This is a genomic window from Nostoc sp. (assembly GCF_036917095.1).
Taxonomy (GTDB): domain Bacteria; phylum Cyanobacteriota; class Cyanobacteriia; order Cyanobacteriales; family Nostocaceae; genus Nostoc.
This window is the reverse complement of sequence record NZ_JBALFH010000044.1, coordinates 822,777-840,295: the sequence shown is the minus strand read 5'-3', so window position 1 is coordinate 840,295 and position 17,519 is coordinate 822,777. Positions and strand designations below refer to the sequence as shown.

The following is a 17,519-nucleotide window of genomic DNA, read 5'->3' as shown; positions in this document are numbered from 1 at the left end:
ACCTTTAAACCGTCGCAGACAAGGAATAGACCTGACCATCAATCAGCAGTCGTGTAATGCCCTTAGCTTGCAAATGAGTCCGAGCCTTATGGAGCATTTTACTATCAGGAACTTTAATCACGCGATCGCGCTTGGTAGAAAAGCGCTTGGCGACGCGATGATTATCAAATACCGGCAGAGTTCTTTGCTGGGTTTCCAGGCTAGGAATTTGCCCCAAGTCACCAAAGTCTTTCAGAGGACGGGTAATTAATTCCGAGGAACGGTCAATTACCAAATAGCAAGTTTTCGGCAAATTCGCTATCGACAGAGGTAAAACTTGAACTGATGCTTCACCTGGTCTTCGTTTTGTGACTAAAGGTCTTTCCTCATCCAAGTCATCGTCATCAAAGTCTTCTTCCTCAAAGTCGTCATCTTCTAAATCATCATCTTCTAAATCATCCAAATCCTCTGATTCGTCGAGCAAATCTTCGCCCAGCATCTGCGCGATGACTGCTGCTCCTGGATGCTCATTCTTTAGCGGTGGGATGGGGATGCTGACAATTTCCGGCGGCTTTGGCTCTGGAGTTTCTAATTTCTCTGTGACTCGGAGTTTGGGTTTTTCCGTCGCCGAGGGGCGTCGCCGCACCCGTCTACTAGCAGCGAGTGACTCTGCCGTTTCCTCTGAGTAAAGTTCCTGCTCTACATGAATTACCCGACGTGGCAGTGGCTCAACCTTTGGCACTTCCACAGGTGGACTTTCGATGATGGGTGGAACTTCTATCTCCGGCTCTGGTTGAGTCAGCAGAGGTAATTGCTCGTAGCTTACCTGCGCCCTACCCTCAGGAGTTCTCGCAGCCCGTTTTAAGGAGACCAAGTATTCATACTCATCTTCTGGCAAAGTGCTTTTGAGCAGGCGACTAATTGTCGAATTACTCACACCATAGCGGTCTGCCAAAGTTGAGGTTGTTTCGGCAGTCTCTCGATATAACTTCAGAATTTCTTGCTTGTCAGAGTCTGTTAATTTTCTCACGGTAGATACCAAAAAACTTTACTAAGCTCGTTTTCGTCCGCTGGTACGCCGCGTTCGTCTTAGTGATGCGTCATATTCTAAGACAGCGCCCATGCCAAATAACACTCCACTAAACACCCAAAACACTTCTAATATCTCCCCACTTTGATAATTGGGGCCTTGGGCGTATTTAAACCACATATCTGCAATGTAGAGCGAAAAGGCCGCCGCTGCAATCATTCGCCAAGACTGGGAAACTCTTCCCCCCCAAAAGGCTAGTAGCAGGGTGGTAGCAATAATTAGCAAAACTACATCGCTAACTACGTAAAACCAATTCAAAATAGCGACTAGCAGTTCTGAGGGTGTTTCCTGTTGCATAGAAATCCACCATGCTAACAAACTACCGAACACTGCAATTGCTAACACAATCAGCCACTGCCATTTTTCCAGATTAATTCGCCTGGAAGCCACAGCTAAAATCATGCCTGCGCCAAGTAATAGATAAGTAAGTACAAAAAATATATCGCCTACAGACACATCTGGTTCATCTTTTAAAATTATTTCGGTATACCCGAAAATTATCCCTCCAACGAAATAGGAAAGCATACCTAAGCCAATTAAGAGCCAAACATTCCGTCCACTGACGATTTGCGGACTCAGCCAGTTCCTCAAGCATAAGATACCGGCAGCCAAATAAGCTAAAGCTTCAAAAATATTTGTGCCAATCACATACCACTCGGCTCGGCTTTCTATGCCATCTGCTCCAGGAACTTTGGCACTAAACAACAAAAAGTATAGCAGTGCCAGTACGGCCCAGCCAATATTAGCTAAGACAATGTTCTGAGTGGTGAAAATTGATTTAGAAAGGAACGAATTCTCGTAAGAGTTATTCATAAGACTTGACTATGTAGATGCACTCTGGCAGTATTTTGATTTAAAGGACTGTATATCTAGCAGTGTGTCTGCCAGGTAATACACAATCGGACACCAAAAGCAAGTGCCAGTGGCAGGAATTTTGTTAAAAAATTTCCATGCTACTGCCATAGTTTACCCAGTGGCGATTGATTTAGCCAAGTGATAAATAGCGATCGCTCGGCTTCTGGCATATCTTCTAGCTTATAAATCACTTGTTTGGTAAAATTAGCGTTACCAAAATAGCCCTTTCCTAATCGATGCAGTTCTTGTAACAGGATAACTACATGATTTTCTTGCCAATCAGGTATTTTGGCTGTCGGTAACGGATTAGTAGATACCAAATATTTAACTGCTTCTAGGGAAGATGCTTGAGGAAATTGCTTCTGCTGTAATACTTCGGCAATATCTTTTTCAAATAATGCAGCTTGTCTAGCACCTAAAAACTCTTCAATGTCGATAGAAACACCCTGCAACAGCAAAATACTGGCTTGGACTAAAATTGCCGTTTTGCCATGACCACCTGTGTCACTATCCAGTTGCTCTAAACGGATTTTACCCCAAACGCTAAAGCGTTCGGGTTCTTCCAGTAAAACACAGGCTTTACCTCGGTTATCCGTTAATTCTCTCCATAAGGCTCTAGCTTCTTCTTCTTGACTAGCTTTGAATACGCTAATTAAGCGAAAAGTCTGCCCTTGATAACTGAGAATCGGCACCTGCTGATCCTTTTTTGGGTGCTGAATGCTTGATATTTCAACATCCTGCCGTTTGAGAATAAACATGGCACTAGCAAATAACTCCTCACAGGGGCACTCTTAATATGGAATATATAATGGCATTTGACAGTATCGCCAAGGCTGAAATTACCTAGCATACTGTGGAAATGAGCCTAGCGATCGCCAGATCCTTCCCGAAGGTAGCCGCCCAGAGGGCGGTGGCGTTAACAGGCAAATAACCCCTTGACAACTCAATATATCTAAACCAATACCCCATCTGTTTTGTTTTCGGTGTAGATTGCACTAACTAGCGACTAGCATCTTAGCCTTGCTAGTGGTAAATCTGCAATTTTCGATTGCTTCTTGGTACGCGGAAACGATATAATATTTTAGATGACTCCTTTGGGAGCCATAGTTTTGTTTTGGGCGCGTAGCTCAGTGGATAGAGCAATTGCCTTCTAAGCAATCGGTCGCAGGTTCGAACCCTGCCGCGCTCGTTTTAACTCAATATGAACCCTCAAGCACCGTGAAGTGATACGATCGTTTCCTTGGTTGAGGGTTCGTTATTGCTGCATCATACTAAGAACAAGGGCGATATTGCTGCTACGAAAGCAATGGCTGATCTAACCCTCAAAGGTTATTTAGTCCTCACACCACTTGTTTGTGAACATTTACCTTTTGATTTTGTTGTCTACAAAGACGATAAATTTTACAAAATACAAGCTAAATACGCGGGAGATAACAGGGTAGTAAATAAAACTATTTGGGTCGATAAAAATGGGACTCATCAGAAGAAGTACAAAGTAAATGACTTTGACTTTTATGCTGTTTATCTTCCTGACATAGATAAAGTTGTTTATCCATCAATTAACTTTAAGGGTTGCTACATAACTACCCAGATACCTAATTCAGCTACACCCTTTTACTGGTGGGAGGATTTTACAGACTTTACTGAAGCAGCGTCTAAGCGAACCTACAAGGAGTTTGGCGTTGATTTAACGACTAGAAAGGTTAACCCAGATTCTAGAATTCATACTAGAAAAGTAGAAAGACCATCTAAAGAAGAACTAGAAAAACTAGTTTGGGAAAAGCCAACTGCACAAATTGGGAGAGATTTTGGCGTATCTGATAAAGCTGTAGAAAAGTGGTGTAAGGCTTATGGGGTTGAAAAGCCACCCAGAGGGTATTGGGTTAAGAAAGCTTATGAAAAAACTGAAACTTAATGCTTCTGTTCTGTTTATATTCATCTAAAAAGCCCGTGACGAGGATTGAACTCGTGACCTCACCCTTACCAAGGGTGTGCTCTACCACTGAGCCACACGGGCAAAATATAACTTTGGTTTTTTAGTTGTAAGTTACAATGCTGGGAGCTTTGCTCTTAACCCAGTCATTATAACTTATAACTTCGTAAGTGGTGGGCCGGGCTGGATTTGAACCAGCGTAGGCGCAAGCCAACGGATTTACAGTCCGTCTCCATTAACCACTCGGACACCGACCCGATTTCTCTCACGATTTAAAATCTTAGCACCATGTTTTATAAATAGCAAGTGATTAGAAAAAATAACTTGCGGGTAGAGATCGCAACAAAACTGCGTCTCTACCTTATGGATAAAAAATACTGGTTACACGCTCATCTCCAGCATTCGTTGCATTGGTCGCAGTGCAGCAAGACGGATATCCTCTGACATGGTAATTTCGGGAGTGCGATTTTTCATTGCCCAGTAGAGCTTTTCTAGGGTGTTTAATCGCATAAACGGACATTCGTTACAAGCACAGTTATTCATCGGCGGTGCAGGAATGAAGTGCTTGTCAGGAGCTAATTTTTGCATTTGGTGAATGATTCCCGGCTCCGTAGCAACGATAAATTCTTTCGTGGGGCTACTTTGACAATACTTGAGTAAAGCGGCTGTGGAGCCAATAAAGCTGGCGTGGCGCAATACACTACTTTCACATTCTGGGTGTGCGATCGCCTCTGCTTCGGGATGGGCAATTTTTAACTGGACAATTTTCTTTTCCGAAAAGGTTTCATGGACAACACAGCTACCTTGCCATAGCACCAAATCTCGTCCAGTCTGTTCCATGACGTACCGCCCTAAATTCCGATCTGGGGCAAAAATAATCGGCTGTTCTTTCGGTATCTGCTGCACAATTTTCACAGCGTTGGAACTGGTGCAAATAATATCGCTCATCGCCTTGATATCAGCAGAACAGTTGATATAAGATACCACCAAATGATCTGGATGCGCTGCTTTAAAAGCTGCGAATTCGTCTGGTGGACAACTATCTGCTAAAGAACAACCAGCATCCAAATCTGGTAAAAGTACTAATTTATCGGGATTAAGTATCTTTGCTGTTTCTGCCATGAAGTGAACGCCAGCAAAGACAATCACATCCGCATTGGTTTTTTCGGCGGCTCTTGCTAGTTGTAATGAATCCCCAATAAAGTCTGCAATATCCTGAATATCTGGCTCTTGATAATAATGCGCCAGGATAACGGCGTTGAGTTCTTTTTTGAGACTCTGAATCGCGGCAAACAAATCTAGTGGTAGTTCACCCAGTTGGGTGTTTTGTCGTTGAGCTAGTGCAGTGGTAAACACAGTTTAGGGGTGCTTTATGTTGCAAATGTATGTCCTGTGGATTCAATTATAGTAGTTTTTACCAAAAATAGTGGACGGTTGATATTTTGGGGTTGTGTCCAAATCGGGCTGAGTTTCATATCCTGGAGATAGACGGCAAGGAAAGTGGCATGACCAGTCAGAAAACTCAATCGATAAACCTCAAAATTGCTGTAGTTGGAGATATTCACGACCAATGGGAAGTGGAAGATGGCGTTGCACTCAAGCATTTGGGTGTTGACTTAGTGCTGTTTGTCGGGGATTTTGGCAACGAGTCGGTGGAAGTGGTCAGAGCGATCGCATCTCTCGATATTCCCAAAGCAGCCGTGATGGGCAACCACGATGCCTGGTACACCGCCACCGAATGGGGACGCAAAAAGGCTCCTTATGACCGCTCTAAGGAAGACTGGGTACAGGAACAACTCGATTTATTAGGTTCGTCCCATGTTGGTTACGGTAAGTTGGATTTCCCCGCTTGGAATTTAACTGTCGTGGGGGGTCGTCCCTTTACCTGGGGTGGCCCAGAGTGGAAATTCGCGGAAATCTGTCAAGAACGTTACGGTGTGACGAGTTTGGAAGAATCTGCCGATCGCATCGTCAAAGCGATCAAAAGCGCCGCCTACGAGACGATTATATTTTTGGGCCACAATGGGCCTAGTGGGTTAGGCGATCGCCCCGAAGACCCTTGCGGCAAAGACTGGCATCCAATTGGCGGCGACTTTGGCGATCCAGATTTGGGCGAGGCGATTTCTCAAGCCTTGACTGCTGGTAAAACCATTCCTCTGGTGACATTTGGTCACATGCACCGAGATTTACGCCATACCAAGAAGGTGCAGCGCAAGCCCATCTTTAGAAGTCCAGAGGGGACAATTTACTTAAATGCTGCAAGTGTCCCCAGGATTGTGGAAAATGACAGCGAGAAGTTGCGTAACTTTTCCATTGTCACCCTAGAGGCGGGTGTGGTTTCGCAAGTTTCCCTAGTTTGGGTGGGGAATGACTTTCAGGTGGCTAAGGGGGAAATTTTGTACGAGCGATCGCGGATTGTGTCGTAGACATTCGCATCCAGTAGTGCAATCTGCGTAGATTATAGGGTATAGTATGATCTGTCAAGTTTAGTGCTAACCAACAAAAGCGCCTAAATAGCGTCTGAAACTAGGATCGGCATAAGTTTGACAGATTTACTGGAGAGGTGGCAGAGTGGTCGATTGCGTCCGACTTGAAATCGGATGAGGCTAAAACCTCCGGGAGTTCGAATCTCCCCCTCTCCGTTTAGGAATTAAAAATTGAAAATTAAAAATTAAAAATTGAAGAGGTTAGGTGGGGCTTTTGGTGGAGATAATTATGGCACCAAGGATTTTTGTTAGTTCTTCAGCTTCGGATTGGAGTTGACTAATTTTTTCTTGAGGTACTATTTCGGAAGCAATAAGCAATCTTAACCAATACCGGGTTTCACGGGATTCTTTTAGTGCAATCATAAGCTTGCTGATAAAATCTGCTTTGCTTTGAGCAGCTTGTGCTTCTTCTACATTAGCTCCTATCGATGTTCCTGACCTTAATAACTGTTGAGCAAGGGTTCGCGCTACTCCTGGTTTGTCATCTAAAAACTGGCACAATTTGACTATGCGAACTGAAAAAGTAAAGGTGCGATCGCAAATATCTTTTTTCATTAGTCAAAATTCTAAATTGAAATAAGCTACTATACCGTTTTTCTCCTCTTTGTTTGGCATTGTCTCAGTTTTTACTAAATTCTTAACTTTTGATTGGTAAAAAAAAGGTATATTCAATTTTTTGCCTAACTTCTCGGCTAATATAACAATCACTATTCAGGCAATCTACTAAGAGCTTATTTGCGTCATAATACTGCTTTAAAAGATCCTTTTGTACATTGCTAAATTGCCAGTCATGCCCAATATTACGATATTCAATCATTATTGCTCTTAGTTGGTCAACCCAAGCTTGGCTATATGTCTGCTTTCTTAACTTTTCCAATAAATGCCGAACTTCAGATTTATCTATAAATTCGATAGCAAAAGAGAGATTGAAAAAAGGTGAATCTGGATCATAATTAAGGCTAAGAGCAAGTTCAAGGTCAACAGCTACGTTATGCTCAAGACCATCATTAAATTTACGTGCTATGTGGGAGTCAAGGACTTTATCCAATATTCGCCCTAAATCTAAATTTTCGATAAGCTCGTTACTACAACCAATTGAGCAGTGACTAGAAAAACCAATGGCATAATAAATCGCTCTGATAGCTGCTGGTTTATAGTTAGATTGGATGGATAAAGCTTTTTGGTTTACCCAATAAAGAAATTTTTGTAAGTTTTCATCTCTAGCTATAAAACTATCTACTTTCTGCTTCATTAATAAGAGAAGTTCATTAGACCTTCGCATCATACTAACAGTCAGCAAAAAAACCTCCCGCCAGCGTGTCTCTGTGATATGCTCAATCAAAGTTTCATAGGCAGAGTTGGCAACTACTTCTCTTGCTACAAAATATTCGTGAAATGTTAGGTGAGAAAATGAATAGATACCCTTTGCTCTTTCTACTAATAGCCCATGCTGTGCTTCAATAGACTTTAGGACAGCTTCACTGTCGAGTTTCAAGGCTTCTGGATTTAAGTCAGCATCACGTAAGTTGCAAATAAATTCAACAATATATGCTTCGGCCATTTTTTGCTTAAAAAAATAATTTTTATGCTCAAAAGTGGTTAAGGCAATTTGACTCAATAAATCTTCCTTTCTCTGCAAAGACAGATTTTTATAGACTTGATCCCGTTCAATATTGCGTTTGGCATCCCATTTTTTCAGCAATACATCTAATCCTTCTTGATAAAGCTCAGAACGGTTTGCTGGGAAATCTCCACTATCTCCAAACACCAAACACAGCAATGTCAAAAGTAAAGGACTACTAGCTAGTTCTTGGATTGGTTCATTCTCCTTTATTTTTTCAATGAATCTTTTACTTTTAACTGGATCAGTTAATTGGAACCAGTTTTGAGCAAAAATGGCTATTTGTTTTTCGTCAAAATCTGCCATCTCTACTTCTGTGAAACTTTCATAAGTGTATTCTTTAGCAGCAATACGACAGGTAATTACAAACTGATTGGTATGAAAAAAGTCAGAAAATTCCCGAATTTGTCGTAAAACACGATTGGTGTCTTCCTCTCGTACTTCATCTAACCCATCCAGCAATACCAATGCCTTACCCTGTTTCAACAGTTTCTCTACTGCTGCACTGGCATGAGTTACCCCACAGCTTGATAATTGTTGAGCAAGAAATTTCAAAATATCTGGTTGTTTAGCTGCTTCTGCAAAATCTTTTAATGTGATAAACAAGGGAACTCTATTTGCTTGGTATCTCCCTTCAATACACTGCATTGCTAGATATTTTAAAAAAGTGGTTTTTCCTGCTCCTGGTTTACCTAAAACCATCAACTTACTATAACGCTGTACAACCTCTAATCCTGAGACTCGTTTCTGTTTTACTCTGCTAAGTCCAAGTCGCTCAAAGTTATCATGATCAGAGCTTTGCATTAGTTCCGCAACTTTTAGTCGTCTTCGTCCTGTTATTGCCTCCAGAATATTGACATTTGTGTAAATACCTTGTTTTCCTGTTAACTCAATAGGCTTAGGCATATCTAATACCCGCATGGTTCCGCACTTTTCTTTGATGTAGGGTTTGATTTGTTTGCGGATTTCTTGCACTAAGGTATCAATAGAATCATCTACGTGATCTGTAGTTAAATCGCCAGACGGTTTTTGCTGTGAGTATCTTTTGCTCAGATACTCCCGTAAGCGACTTTCTTTAACAGGGCCATTACCAGTGATGCAAAATTTTTTGTAAATACCTGTAAGGCAAGTGCTGAGGTTACTTTCGGAAATATTTAATTCTTGAGTTACGTGGACTCGATTCTTACTGCGACCGAATATTTCCACAAAGACTTCTTTCTCTCGGTGCGACAATTCACTGTATTGCTCCAGTTGCTTAAGAAAGTCCTCTGGTATAGACATTGACCACTCCCACAATTACTTATAAGCCAGTGTAGCCAAAGTTTTTATCAAAATGTGGGGTTAAATCAGTGTAAGTCAGGCTAAGTCAAGGTAAGTCAGATAAATAACTACAAAAGAAAATTGCGACATTGAACTCAGTCAAGCTATTGAGGCAATCGCAATGCTAGAAACACTAATCCCTCTGGTTATAAATAAGTCTGTTGAAGTTGTTGTTGGAATACTGCTGGAAAAGTTTTGTAAATGGGTGCTGAGTGATGCAAATATCAAAAGTGCTAACAACTTTCTGAAAATGCAGATTCTTGTACTTTATCTTGATTGGGTTTTACGAAAAACATCACTAAAATCTCTGTCAGAGGAATCAGAAGAGAAGGATTAAGAAACAGGTGGGTAGTAGAGATAATAAAGCGATCGCACCCACTAACTAAATGCGATCGCTCCCTAACCTCTCGCCCTACTGCGATCGTGCTACCATTACCAATAAATTATTTTGGGAGGTCAATCAATGACTACCCTTCATGGGCTAAACATACCTGATGAGTTGTACGAACAACTGCAAGAGTTAGCTAAAGCTGAAAATAGCTCAGTTGATGCTCAAGTTATTACAATATTGCAGAAGCCTTGCAGAAGACAAAAACACAGTTAACTGAGGACGAAAGACGAAAAAATGTCCCAAAACTGCTAGAGGAAATTCGCCTTCGTCGTGAGAGTCGCCAAACTGATGTGGAATGGCCGGATAGTACTGCGTTAATCCGAGAAGACCGAGACAGATGACTATCCCTCTGAGGTGTGTTGTTGACGCAAGTGTAGCTATTAAGCAATTTATACCAGACGATCCACTAACTCCGAAAGTTAATCAACTGGTCGAGTTTTGTCTCTAAGGAGAGAGCGATCGCACCCCTCCCTTTTGCTTGCATTATGCTATCATTTTGCTAAATTCTACTTTGAGGTAAAGCGATGGCTACCCTTTATGTAAGAAATTTACCCGATGATTTGTATGCAAAACTGCAAGAGTTAGCGGCATCTGAACACCGTTCAATTAACGCCCAAGTTATAACTCTGTTAGAACAAGCTTTAAAAACTGAAGCACAGCAAATAGAAGACCAGAAACGCCAGAATGTAGTTAAAGTCCTAGAAGAAAGTCGCCAGCGTCGCCGTGTGAATCCAGCAGACTTCGGATTACCTGATAGTACTCAACTGATTCGAGAAGACCGCGACAGATGACTACCCCTTTAAGATGCGTGTTAGATACCAGTGTGTGTATCAAGTATTTCATCGCTGATCCACTAACTATCAAAGTTAATCAACTTTTCGACCATTTTGCCAATCCACAGACGGAAATATTTGTTCCAGACCTCTTTTACATTGAGTGTGCTAACGCCTTATTGAAGTACGTCCGTGCAAGGATGTACACTGCTGCTGAGGTTCAGACAGATTTAGCCACCCTCAAAGCTTTTCCGTTGCGTGTTGTCTCCACGGCTGATTTGATGGCGGATGCAGTTGCGATCGCATTAAATTATGGAATCTCCGCCTACGATGGCTCTTATGTTGCACTTTCACAGCAGGTAGGTGCTACTTTGTTGACTCTTGACGGCAAGCTGGTAAAGGCAATAGCCGCTTCGTCTTACAATGTTTCCTCGTTTAATGACTTCGAGGTTCCGCCGTTGGAATCAACATAATTCGTAATTCGTAATTCGTAATTCAATTGTCAAAAATGCCTTTTACTTATAACCGCACTGTTCGCTTTCAAGATACTGATGCTGCTGGGGTAGTTTATTTTGCTAATATTTTGGGTATTTGCCATGAAGCTTATGAAGAATCTTTAGAAGCATCAAGTATTAATCTCAAAGATTTTTTTACTAATCCTTCTGTAGCTTTCCCCATTGTTCATGCTAGTGTCGATTTTTTGCGCCCTATGTTTGTTGGGGACAAATTGCTGATTAGTTTAATTCCCCAAAAAATAGGTGCTGATAAGTTTGAAATTACTTATGAAATTACTCTGGGTGAGGTGATAGTTGCTAAGGCTATTACTCGCCATGTTTGTATTGATGTGAGTAGTAGAAGTAAGCAGGAATTACCTGATGAGATAGTTCAGTGGTTGGAGACGAACCGCAGGGACGCAGAGGACGCAGAGAGAAGAAGGTCTAGAGAGATTATGTAATGGGATTCTGTAGGAATTCTGTGGCTATTTGCTGTAACTTTTGGCGGTTAATTTTACCTTGGGAGTTACGAGGTAAGTTTTGCTGGGGAATCCAATATTTTGGAATTTTAAATTTGCTGAGTTTGTCTTTGAGTAAGGTTTGGATTTTTAAGGCAGAGGTATCTGATTTTTTGGGAATGTAAATTGCTGTTAAAGCTTGCCCCCAGTGTTTATCGGGAATGCCGATAACACAAATATCAGCAACCATTTGAGTGGCTTGTATAGCTGATTCAATCTCTGCTGGATAAATATTTTCTCCACCTGTAATAATTTTATCGCTGTTACGTCCAACAATATTTAAATGTCCTTGTTCGTCTAAAAAGCCTAAATCATCTACTTGAAAATCAGGTTGATTTTCTCTAGTTTTAGGATAGTAACCAAGGGCTAAAGATTGAGCATGAATAGTGATATTTCCGATTTGATTGGAATTTAAAATTTCGCCTTGCTGATTGCGAATAGTTACTTTTGCATGGGCAAGAATTTGACCACTGCTAATTTTACCGCCGAGAAAATCATCTGGTTTGAGGGTAGCAATTTGAGAGGCGGTTTCTGTCATGCCATAGGTAGGTGCTAACCGGATGTGGTGAAATCTGGATTTTTCTAGTAGTTCGTTCCATGCTGGCGCACCTCCCAAAAGTACAGTATTAAATTGAGATAGCCATTCAGTTAATTCTGGATTTCGCAGGAGGCGTTGTAACTGTGTTGGTACTAAAGATATGAAAAATTCTGATTGTTTAATATTTAATATTTGACTGGATTCTACGGCTTTAAATGGTTGAATAGCCAGTTTGCCTCCGGTAGTGAAAGAGCGCATAAATTGCATTAAGCCGCTAACATGATATAGCGGTAATACGCAAAACGAATTTACTTGGATTAGTTGAAAGTATTCTGTAAATCCTTGTACCGATGAGATGAGAGTTTCCCAAGTGTGAATGGCAAATTTAATTTCTCCTGATGAACCACCTGTGGGAATCATAATGCTATTGGGAATTGGGCATTGGATATTATTATTCCCATGCCCCATGCCCCATGCCCCATGCCCCATTCCCAAAATAATATCTGGCTGTACTAAATCAAAGACTTGTTGCCATTCTTGTGTTCCCCAGTCTGGGTTACAAAGAAAAACTGGACAATTAGCTGCACAAGCGGCAATAAAACTTGCTAAAAATCGTACTGGTTCGCGTTCAGCTACAATGATTTTTGGTGGGGTTCCACAGGCTGATAATTGTGTTAGTTCTAAATATAATTCTTGAGCTATTTGATTAAATTGATGGCTGTTGTAACCAATAAGCCAATCATCCTGAGTTAGGTTATTAAGACAGTCTAAAGGCTGTTGCATAAACTTTGAAGCCAGGTATCTTCTTGTTCAAAAAAATGGTCGATGCCAAAACCAATTGCCCTGTTGTTTCGGGATAATTCGGCTGCTAGCTTGAGTGCTGCAAGTCTAGCGATCGCAGTTTCAAATACTGATGAAAATACTGTATCAACTTCATACTGATGGCAAAACTTTCTCAGACGAGATGGCGATCCAACGATCCCAGGCTTGATCACAAAAATCCCTCGCCAACCTTGTTGATAACAGCCGGCGAGTTGTCCAAGTGTGGCGACAGATTCATCTAAAGCGATCGCAGTTTCATAACTCATACTCAATTCCAACATCTGCTGAAATTGCTCAACGGGTAACGGTTGTTCGATAAATTCAATTTCTATGGGTACTTCTGCATTTGCCTTGAGATTGTCGCAAGTCCGCAGCCATAAGTTTGCTTCCTCATAGCTGAGTCCACCGTTGGCATCTAATCGCAGTTTCGTAGAGGCTGGTAAGGTGTGTATCAGTGACTCAAAAATTTCTAGTTCATCAGCGATCGCATCCACAGCAATTTTCCATTTAAACGTGCGATATCCCTGCTGCCACAGCTTTTCCCATTGATTTAAAGCCGCTTCACCAGATGGTAATAAGCCGCTATAGGGCAAAGAGTGAAGCGCAGAGGATAAATTTAAATTCTTCTCCTCTGCTCCCCTGCTCCCCTGCTCCCCTGCTCCCCCGCTCCTCCACTCCCACGCTGACTCAAAGCCAAATTGACAAGCAGGTAACTCATCTGGGATCGAAAAAATTATCTCGTCTGTGATTTCTTTTGGCAGTTGGCGACAAAAGTCTAAAGCTTTTTCTAGGGTTTCGGAACCAAACCAGCTAATGGGGGCAATTTCTCCCCAGCCGAGTTTACCTGATTCATCGGTGAGACGGAGGATAATACCTTCACGAATATCCCACTTACCATGATTAGTGGTAAGCGATCGCAAAAACTTTCGCTGATATGGACGAAATTTAAATTGATAACGCATCAATTAGTAATTGCTAAAGCATAAATCCCAAGCCGAACAGCAAGCAAGCCCAGAAATGCACGGCTACGGCGATGAATTTACAGTTACTAACTTTTTCCGGCTGGTTGTGATTTTGTTGGACGTGGCGGCATAATTTGAAAGCAAAAGGTAAACTCACCCAACTCAGCAATGTCCAAGCTGGAGAAATCCCCAATAGTACAAATAGCAAGGTGAGAGGATAAATACTACCAGTAAACCAAACTAGAAGTTGGGCACCTTTTGCTGTTCCTAAACGGACGATAGGCGATCGCTTCCCTGCGGCTATGTCATCCTTGACTTGGTGAAAGTGTGAGCAAAACAAAATTAAGGTTGTGGCAATCCCGACAATCACTGAGGCTGCTAAACTTGTCATTGACCAAGTTTGGGTTTGGCTGTAGTATGCGGCTTCCACTGCTAAGGGGCCAAAGGCAAAAAAGCAAATAATCTCGCCTAAACCCTGATATCCTAAGCGAAAGGGAGGCCCTTGGTACGTATAACCTAAACCGCAGCATAGTAGAATGATGCCGATAACAGTTAGGTCATGTTGCCAAAAGGCGATCGCTAGTATGCCCAGCAACCCCAAACCTAAACACAAATTTCCTATCCAAAATATTAATGGCTTATTGCCTGTTAAGTTCACCAGAGAATGGTGTTTATTTTTATCGATACCTGTTTCGGAATCAAACACATCATTACTGATATTTTCCCAGGCAAGAATTAAGATTGCCGCAGCTACAAAAGTAGAAAATACTACACCATTGAAAATTTTAGTTTCAGCAAATGCTACTGCTGTTCCTACCCAAATGGGCATAATGGCAACGCTATACATTGGCGGTTTAATCGCTGCCATCCATAACTTGGTGTTGGGATATAAAATTTGCTTGGTAGTCATCAGTTGTGATTAATTAAATTACCGGAATATTACTCACCCTTTAGATTTTATGGTTTAAAGAGACGCTAGATATGGGTGATATACAAACAAGTGTCACTTTTACTATGCCTTCTTAACCTTGTGTTGTTAACACTCACCTCACGTTGCAGTCTTAGGCTGAAACTGTCTTATCATAGTCTGAGAACACCATAAATAAGCCAAACCCTACGCTGGTGAAATAGCAACTTAATATGTTACCTGTAAAAATACGACCACGATTAATTACACTTTAGGAAGTTAACTTAAAAAAAATTTACTATCGTTAAATCCATGACAGTTTCACCATGTCGTAGCAACTTCTTTGTAGAGCACAAAGATTTATATCAATTTCTGGTAGCGGTGCAAGAAAAGTGCGTCAAAAATAATTGCAGACAAATTGTCAGTGTCTCCCAAGAAATTGATTTAGTCGATCCTTTACTTGTATTAGATAAACTTACACAAGCAAATGAAATAAATTTTTACTTTGAGGACAGAGGTAAAGGAGAAGCGATCGCCGCAATTGATGCTGTAGCAAAATTACAGATTGATGGCTCAGACCGTTTTAGTCAAGCAGAATATTTTATCAAATCTTGTCTAAAAAATATAATTAATTTTGGTAACGCTAATCAACCTTTTTCTGGGCCTCACTTTTTTTGTTATTTCAGCTTTTTTGATAAAAATGCCCAAGTAGATTATCCATTTCCATCTGCTACCATTTTTCTTCCACGTTGGCAAGTAGCCGTAAAAAATCAGCGTTGCATATTAGTAACAAATATAATTATCAATGCAAATGTAAATATTGAAAGATTGTTGGAGAAGGTGCAAAATAAAATTGAATTTATCCAATCTTTAGAATATTATTCTGCTAATATTGATTGCTTCCCAGCAAACTTATATAAAAAATCTGTCACAAATGCCGCTCAATTTAAACGTTCAGTAGTATCTGCTTTAGAAAAAATTCGGTCTAGTCATTTAAGCAAAATTGTATTAGCAGATATATTAGATGTAAAGTCAAGCACCCACTTTAGCTTAGTTAAATCATTAAATAATCTTCGACAAAATCATCCTAATTGTTATATTTTTTCTACCAGTAATGGCAAAGGGCAAAACTTTATTGGTGCAAGTCCAGAAAGATTAATTAGTATTAATAATCAACAGTTAATTACTGATGCTTTAGCGGGTTCTGCACCACGAGGTAAAACCCCTGCTGAAGATGCAGCTAATGCCAATCGCTTACTAAATAGTGAAAAAGAAAAGCACGAACATTCCCTAGTACTTAATTTTATAACTCAACGTCTATCTCAGCTAGGTTTATCACCTCAAATATTAGCGCCCCGCCTACGGCAATTATCGAATATCCAGCATTTATGGACACCTATAAGTGCGATAGTTCCTACTAACATCCATCCATTAAAGATTGTCGGACAATTGCATCCTACGCCAGCCGTTGCGGGTGCATCACAAGATGTAGCTTGTGCCGAAATTCGCCGTTATGAAAGCTTTGAGAGAGGTTTGTATGCTGCACCTCTAGGTTGGATAGATTCTCAGGGTAACTGTGAGTTTATTGTAGGAATTCGTTCAGCATTAATTAATGGCGATCGCGCGAGATTGTATGCTGGTGCTGGTATCGTGGCTGGCTCCGATCCTCACAAAGAGTTTGCAGAGGTGCAACTTAAACTTCAGGCGTTATTGAAAGCCTTAGTTTAAAGTTAATTACTAATCTTGTATGCCAGCTAAAGATATTTACCACCTATGTGAGTTGATTTTTATTATGCTTCCGAGTTATATGCTTCATTCAGTTTGGTGGCTGACTCTTCTAATAAACGTTGTTCATGAGCATTTCTTGGTAACACCAGTTGGCGCTCAATACCTTGGGAGCTAATGATACATGGAAGTCCAAGAACAACTTCACTGCCAATTCCATAGTTAGAATCTGCTCTCACCGATACTGGAAATATCTGCTTTTCATCTCGCAGGATGGTATCAACTAACTGACAAACTACTATTGATATGCCATAGCTAGTATTTCCTTTACGTTCAGAAATGTTATAACCTCGCTTTCGGGTTAACTCTGCGTACTCTTGCTGAATTTGTTCCAGCGTTGCTCCTTGTGGTATGGGAAATTCAGCTAACAAAATTCCCCCAATAAATGCACTAGACCAAATGACAAATTCACTGTCTCCATGCTCTCCAATCACATAAACATGAACGTCTTGTTTACTAACGTTCAGTCGTTTAGCAAGTTGATATCTCAGTCTAGCAGTATCAAGAACGGTTCCTGAACCAAAAATTAGGTTTTCTGCTCTAGTGGAACTGGCGATCGCAATCCGTGTTAGTACATCCACTGGATTGCTAACAATAAGTATGATTGAATTGGGTGCAACTCGATCCAATTCTTTTATTGTTGAACGCACGATCTGTGCATTGTCGCTCAACGTATCTAATCGGCTTTGTCCTTCTTTTTGCTGCACCCCAACAGTCACAACAATAATATCAGAATCCGCTAAATCTTCATACTGATTTGATGGTATAATCTCCATGTCTTTAAGTAGGGGAATAGTGTCTTCAATATCCCATGCTTGCCCCTCAGCTTTTGATAAAGTTCGGTCAAAAAGAACGACTGTTACACATTTACCGAGTAGCACTAAAGCATTTGCTACATCTGCACCCACATTACCCGCACCAATAATACCGACCTTGGATATTTTGCTACTCATGCGAAATCTACTTTTTTGTAACTGTCCCGATAGGTTAATGCTAACTCCAGAACTAACCCTTTCGAGTCAAGATTCTTAAAGCGATCGCTTCA

Annotated in this window: 20 protein-coding genes and 4 tRNA genes; 11 read left to right on the top strand and 13 right to left on the bottom strand. The window is 41.0% G+C overall.

The window, feature by feature from the left end; all coding sequences use genetic code 11:
- Positions 1-4: 4 nt before the first annotated feature.
- The 4 genes from V7L01_RS28160 to V7L01_RS28145 form a co-directional block, all read right to left on the bottom strand.
- Complete coding sequence (locus V7L01_RS28160; protein ID WP_335040688.1) at positions 5-1,009, bottom strand: transposase; 1,005 nt, start codon at positions 1,007-1,009, stop codon at positions 5-7.
- A 21-nt stretch (positions 1,010-1,030) separates the two neighbouring features.
- Positions 1,031-1,882 (bottom strand): hypothetical protein, encoded by an 852-nt coding sequence (locus tag V7L01_RS28155; RefSeq protein WP_334773026.1) that lies wholly within the window; start codon positions 1,880-1,882, stop codon positions 1,031-1,033.
- A gap of 140 nt (positions 1,883-2,022) precedes the next feature.
- Positions 2,023-2,682, bottom strand: coding sequence for an Npun_F0813 family protein (locus V7L01_RS28150; protein ID WP_335040686.1), 660 nt, complete (start codon positions 2,680-2,682; stop codon positions 2,023-2,025).
- 85 nt (positions 2,683-2,767) lie between these two features.
- Entirely contained in the window at positions 2,768-2,893 is a 126-nt protein-coding gene (locus V7L01_RS28145; protein ID WP_335040684.1) for a hypothetical protein, read from the bottom strand.
- Positions 2,894-3,040: 147 nt separating this feature from the next.
- Between V7L01_RS28145 and V7L01_RS28140 the strand changes: the two genes are divergently transcribed.
- Positions 3,041-3,113: transfer RNA gene (locus V7L01_RS28140), tRNA-Arg, on the top strand.
- Positions 3,114-3,182: 69 nt separating this feature from the next.
- Positions 3,183-3,839 (top strand): group I intron-associated PD-(D/E)XK endonuclease, encoded by a 657-nt coding sequence (locus V7L01_RS28135; protein ID WP_335040682.1) that lies wholly within the window; start codon positions 3,183-3,185, stop codon positions 3,837-3,839.
- Positions 3,840-3,869: 30 nt separating this feature from the next.
- On the opposite strand, the gene V7L01_RS28130 is transcribed toward V7L01_RS28135, so the two are convergent.
- From V7L01_RS28130 to nadA, 3 genes are all read right to left on the bottom strand, one after another.
- A tRNA-Thr gene (locus tag V7L01_RS28130) sits at positions 3,870-3,941 on the bottom strand.
- 87 nt (positions 3,942-4,028) lie between these two features.
- Positions 4,029-4,114: transfer RNA gene (locus tag V7L01_RS28125), tRNA-Tyr, on the bottom strand.
- A gap of 124 nt (positions 4,115-4,238) precedes the next feature.
- A complete protein-coding gene (gene nadA / locus V7L01_RS28120) occupies positions 4,239-5,213 on the bottom strand; it encodes a quinolinate synthase NadA (RefSeq protein WP_335040680.1) in 975 nt (324 codons plus the stop codon).
- 149 nt (positions 5,214-5,362) lie between these two features.
- Between nadA and V7L01_RS28115 the strand changes: the two genes are divergently transcribed.
- Together V7L01_RS28115 and V7L01_RS28110 are read left to right on the top strand one after the other, a co-directional pair.
- A complete protein-coding gene (locus V7L01_RS28115) occupies positions 5,363-6,283 on the top strand; it encodes a TIGR04168 family protein (protein ID WP_335040678.1) in 921 nt (306 codons plus the stop codon).
- Between the two features lie 131 nt (positions 6,284-6,414).
- Positions 6,415-6,499 (top strand) — tRNA-Ser (locus tag V7L01_RS28110).
- A 45-nt stretch (positions 6,500-6,544) separates the two neighbouring features.
- Here the strand turns inward: V7L01_RS28110 and V7L01_RS28105 are convergent.
- Together V7L01_RS28105 and V7L01_RS28100 are read right to left on the bottom strand one after the other, a co-directional pair.
- Positions 6,545-6,898 carry a four helix bundle protein gene (locus tag V7L01_RS28105; protein WP_335021429.1) on the bottom strand — a complete coding sequence of 118 codons (354 nt, stop codon included), beginning with the start codon at positions 6,896-6,898 and terminating at the stop codon, positions 6,545-6,547.
- Positions 6,899-6,980: 82 nt separating this feature from the next.
- Positions 6,981-9,170, bottom strand: coding sequence for an NACHT domain-containing protein (locus V7L01_RS28100; protein ID WP_335040676.1), 2,190 nt, complete (start codon positions 9,168-9,170; stop codon positions 6,981-6,983).
- Positions 9,171-9,405: 235 nt separating this feature from the next.
- Between V7L01_RS28100 and V7L01_RS28095 the strand changes: the two genes are divergently transcribed.
- From V7L01_RS28095 to V7L01_RS28070, 6 genes are all read left to right on the top strand, one after another.
- Complete coding sequence (locus V7L01_RS28095; RefSeq protein ID WP_334897252.1) at positions 9,406-9,621, top strand: hypothetical protein; 216 nt, start codon at positions 9,406-9,408, stop codon at positions 9,619-9,621.
- Between the two features lie 126 nt (positions 9,622-9,747).
- A complete protein-coding gene (locus V7L01_RS28090; RefSeq protein ID WP_335040674.1) occupies positions 9,748-9,888 on the top strand; it encodes a hypothetical protein in 141 nt (46 codons plus the stop codon).
- On the top strand, positions 9,864-10,016 hold the full coding sequence (locus V7L01_RS28085; RefSeq protein WP_335040672.1) for a hypothetical protein: 153 nt from the start codon (positions 9,864-9,866) through the stop codon (positions 10,014-10,016). Before V7L01_RS28090 ends, V7L01_RS28085 begins: the two co-directional genes overlap by 25 nt.
- 183 nt (positions 10,017-10,199) lie before the next feature.
- A complete protein-coding gene (locus V7L01_RS28080; RefSeq protein WP_335040670.1) occupies positions 10,200-10,466 on the top strand; it encodes a FitA-like ribbon-helix-helix domain-containing protein in 267 nt (88 codons plus the stop codon).
- On the top strand, positions 10,463-10,921 hold the full coding sequence (locus V7L01_RS28075) for a type II toxin-antitoxin system VapC family toxin (RefSeq protein ID WP_335040668.1): 459 nt from the start codon (positions 10,463-10,465) through the stop codon (positions 10,919-10,921). The genes V7L01_RS28080 and V7L01_RS28075 overlap by 4 nt, the downstream gene beginning before the upstream one ends.
- A 35-nt stretch (positions 10,922-10,956) precedes the next feature.
- On the top strand, positions 10,957-11,403 hold the full coding sequence (locus V7L01_RS28070) for an acyl-CoA thioesterase (RefSeq protein WP_335040666.1): 447 nt from the start codon (positions 10,957-10,959) through the stop codon (positions 11,401-11,403).
- Here V7L01_RS28070 and V7L01_RS28065 read toward each other — a convergent pair.
- Genes V7L01_RS28065 through menA form a run of 3 tightly spaced genes read right to left on the bottom strand, consistent with a single transcriptional unit; the run spans position 11,396 to position 14,692 of the window.
- Positions 11,396-12,781 carry a 2-succinylbenzoate--CoA ligase gene (locus V7L01_RS28065; protein ID WP_335040664.1) on the bottom strand — a complete coding sequence of 462 codons (1,386 nt, stop codon included), beginning with the start codon at positions 12,779-12,781 and terminating at the stop codon, positions 11,396-11,398. The genes V7L01_RS28070 and V7L01_RS28065 overlap by 8 nt on opposite strands.
- Positions 12,766-13,782, bottom strand: a complete 1,017-nt coding sequence (locus V7L01_RS28060) for an o-succinylbenzoate synthase (protein WP_335040662.1) — start codon at positions 13,780-13,782, stop codon at positions 12,766-12,768. Before V7L01_RS28060 ends, V7L01_RS28065 begins: the two co-directional genes overlap by 16 nt.
- A 13-nt stretch (positions 13,783-13,795) precedes the next feature.
- On the bottom strand, positions 13,796-14,692 hold the full coding sequence (gene menA / locus V7L01_RS28055) for a 2-carboxy-1,4-naphthoquinone phytyltransferase (protein ID WP_335040660.1): 897 nt from the start codon (positions 14,690-14,692) through the stop codon (positions 13,796-13,798).
- A 309-nt stretch (positions 14,693-15,001) separates the two neighbouring features.
- Between menA and V7L01_RS28050 the strand changes: the two genes are divergently transcribed.
- Complete coding sequence (locus V7L01_RS28050) at positions 15,002-16,417, top strand: isochorismate synthase (protein ID WP_335040658.1); 1,416 nt, start codon at positions 15,002-15,004, stop codon at positions 16,415-16,417.
- 62 nt (positions 16,418-16,479) lie between these two features.
- Here the strand turns inward: V7L01_RS28050 and V7L01_RS28045 are convergent, their stop codons facing one another.
- Positions 16,480-17,427, bottom strand: a complete 948-nt coding sequence (locus V7L01_RS28045; protein WP_335040655.1) for an L-lactate dehydrogenase — start codon at positions 17,425-17,427, stop codon at positions 16,480-16,482.
- Positions 17,428-17,519 lie beyond the last annotated feature (92 nt).

What these genes read in the sequence shown, in the direction of transcription:
- V7L01_RS28155 (WP_334773026.1), bottom strand. Translation starts at nt 1,882, where the DNA reads ATGAATAACTCTTACGAGAATTCGTTCCTTTCTAAATCAATTTTCACC.
- V7L01_RS28150 (WP_335040686.1), bottom strand. Translation starts at nt 2,682, where the DNA reads ATGTTTATTCTCAAACGGCAGGATGTTGAAATATCAAGCATTCAGCAC.
- V7L01_RS28145 (WP_335040684.1), bottom strand. Translation starts at nt 2,893, where the DNA reads ATGGGGTATTGGTTTAGATATATTGAGTTGTCAAGGGGTTATTTGCCT.
- V7L01_RS28115 (WP_335040678.1), top strand. Translation starts at nt 5,363, where the DNA reads ATGACCAGTCAGAAAACTCAATCGATAAACCTCAAAATTGCTGTAGTT.
- V7L01_RS28105 (WP_335021429.1), bottom strand. Translation starts at nt 6,898, where the DNA reads ATGAAAAAAGATATTTGCGATCGCACCTTTACTTTTTCAGTTCGCATA.
- V7L01_RS28095 (WP_334897252.1), top strand. Translation starts at nt 9,406, where the DNA reads ATGCTAGAAACACTAATCCCTCTGGTTATAAATAAGTCTGTTGAAGTT.
- V7L01_RS28090 (WP_335040674.1), top strand. Translation starts at nt 9,748, where the DNA reads ATGACTACCCTTCATGGGCTAAACATACCTGATGAGTTGTACGAACAA.
- V7L01_RS28080 (WP_335040670.1), top strand. Translation starts at nt 10,200, where the DNA reads ATGGCTACCCTTTATGTAAGAAATTTACCCGATGATTTGTATGCAAAA.
- V7L01_RS28075 (WP_335040668.1), top strand. Translation starts at nt 10,463, where the DNA reads ATGACTACCCCTTTAAGATGCGTGTTAGATACCAGTGTGTGTATCAAG.
- V7L01_RS28070 (WP_335040666.1), top strand. Translation starts at nt 10,957, where the DNA reads ATGCCTTTTACTTATAACCGCACTGTTCGCTTTCAAGATACTGATGCT.
- V7L01_RS28065 (WP_335040664.1), bottom strand. Translation starts at nt 12,781, where the DNA reads ATGCAACAGCCTTTAGACTGTCTTAATAACCTAACTCAGGATGATTGG.
- V7L01_RS28060 (WP_335040662.1), bottom strand. Translation starts at nt 13,782, where the DNA reads ATGCGTTATCAATTTAAATTTCGTCCATATCAGCGAAAGTTTTTGCGA.
- menA (WP_335040660.1), bottom strand. Translation starts at nt 14,692, where the DNA reads ATGACTACCAAGCAAATTTTATATCCCAACACCAAGTTATGGATGGCA.
- V7L01_RS28050 (WP_335040658.1), top strand. Translation starts at nt 15,002, where the DNA reads ATGACAGTTTCACCATGTCGTAGCAACTTCTTTGTAGAGCACAAAGAT.
- V7L01_RS28045 (WP_335040655.1), bottom strand. Translation starts at nt 17,427, where the DNA reads ATGAGTAGCAAAATATCCAAGGTCGGTATTATTGGTGCGGGTAATGTG.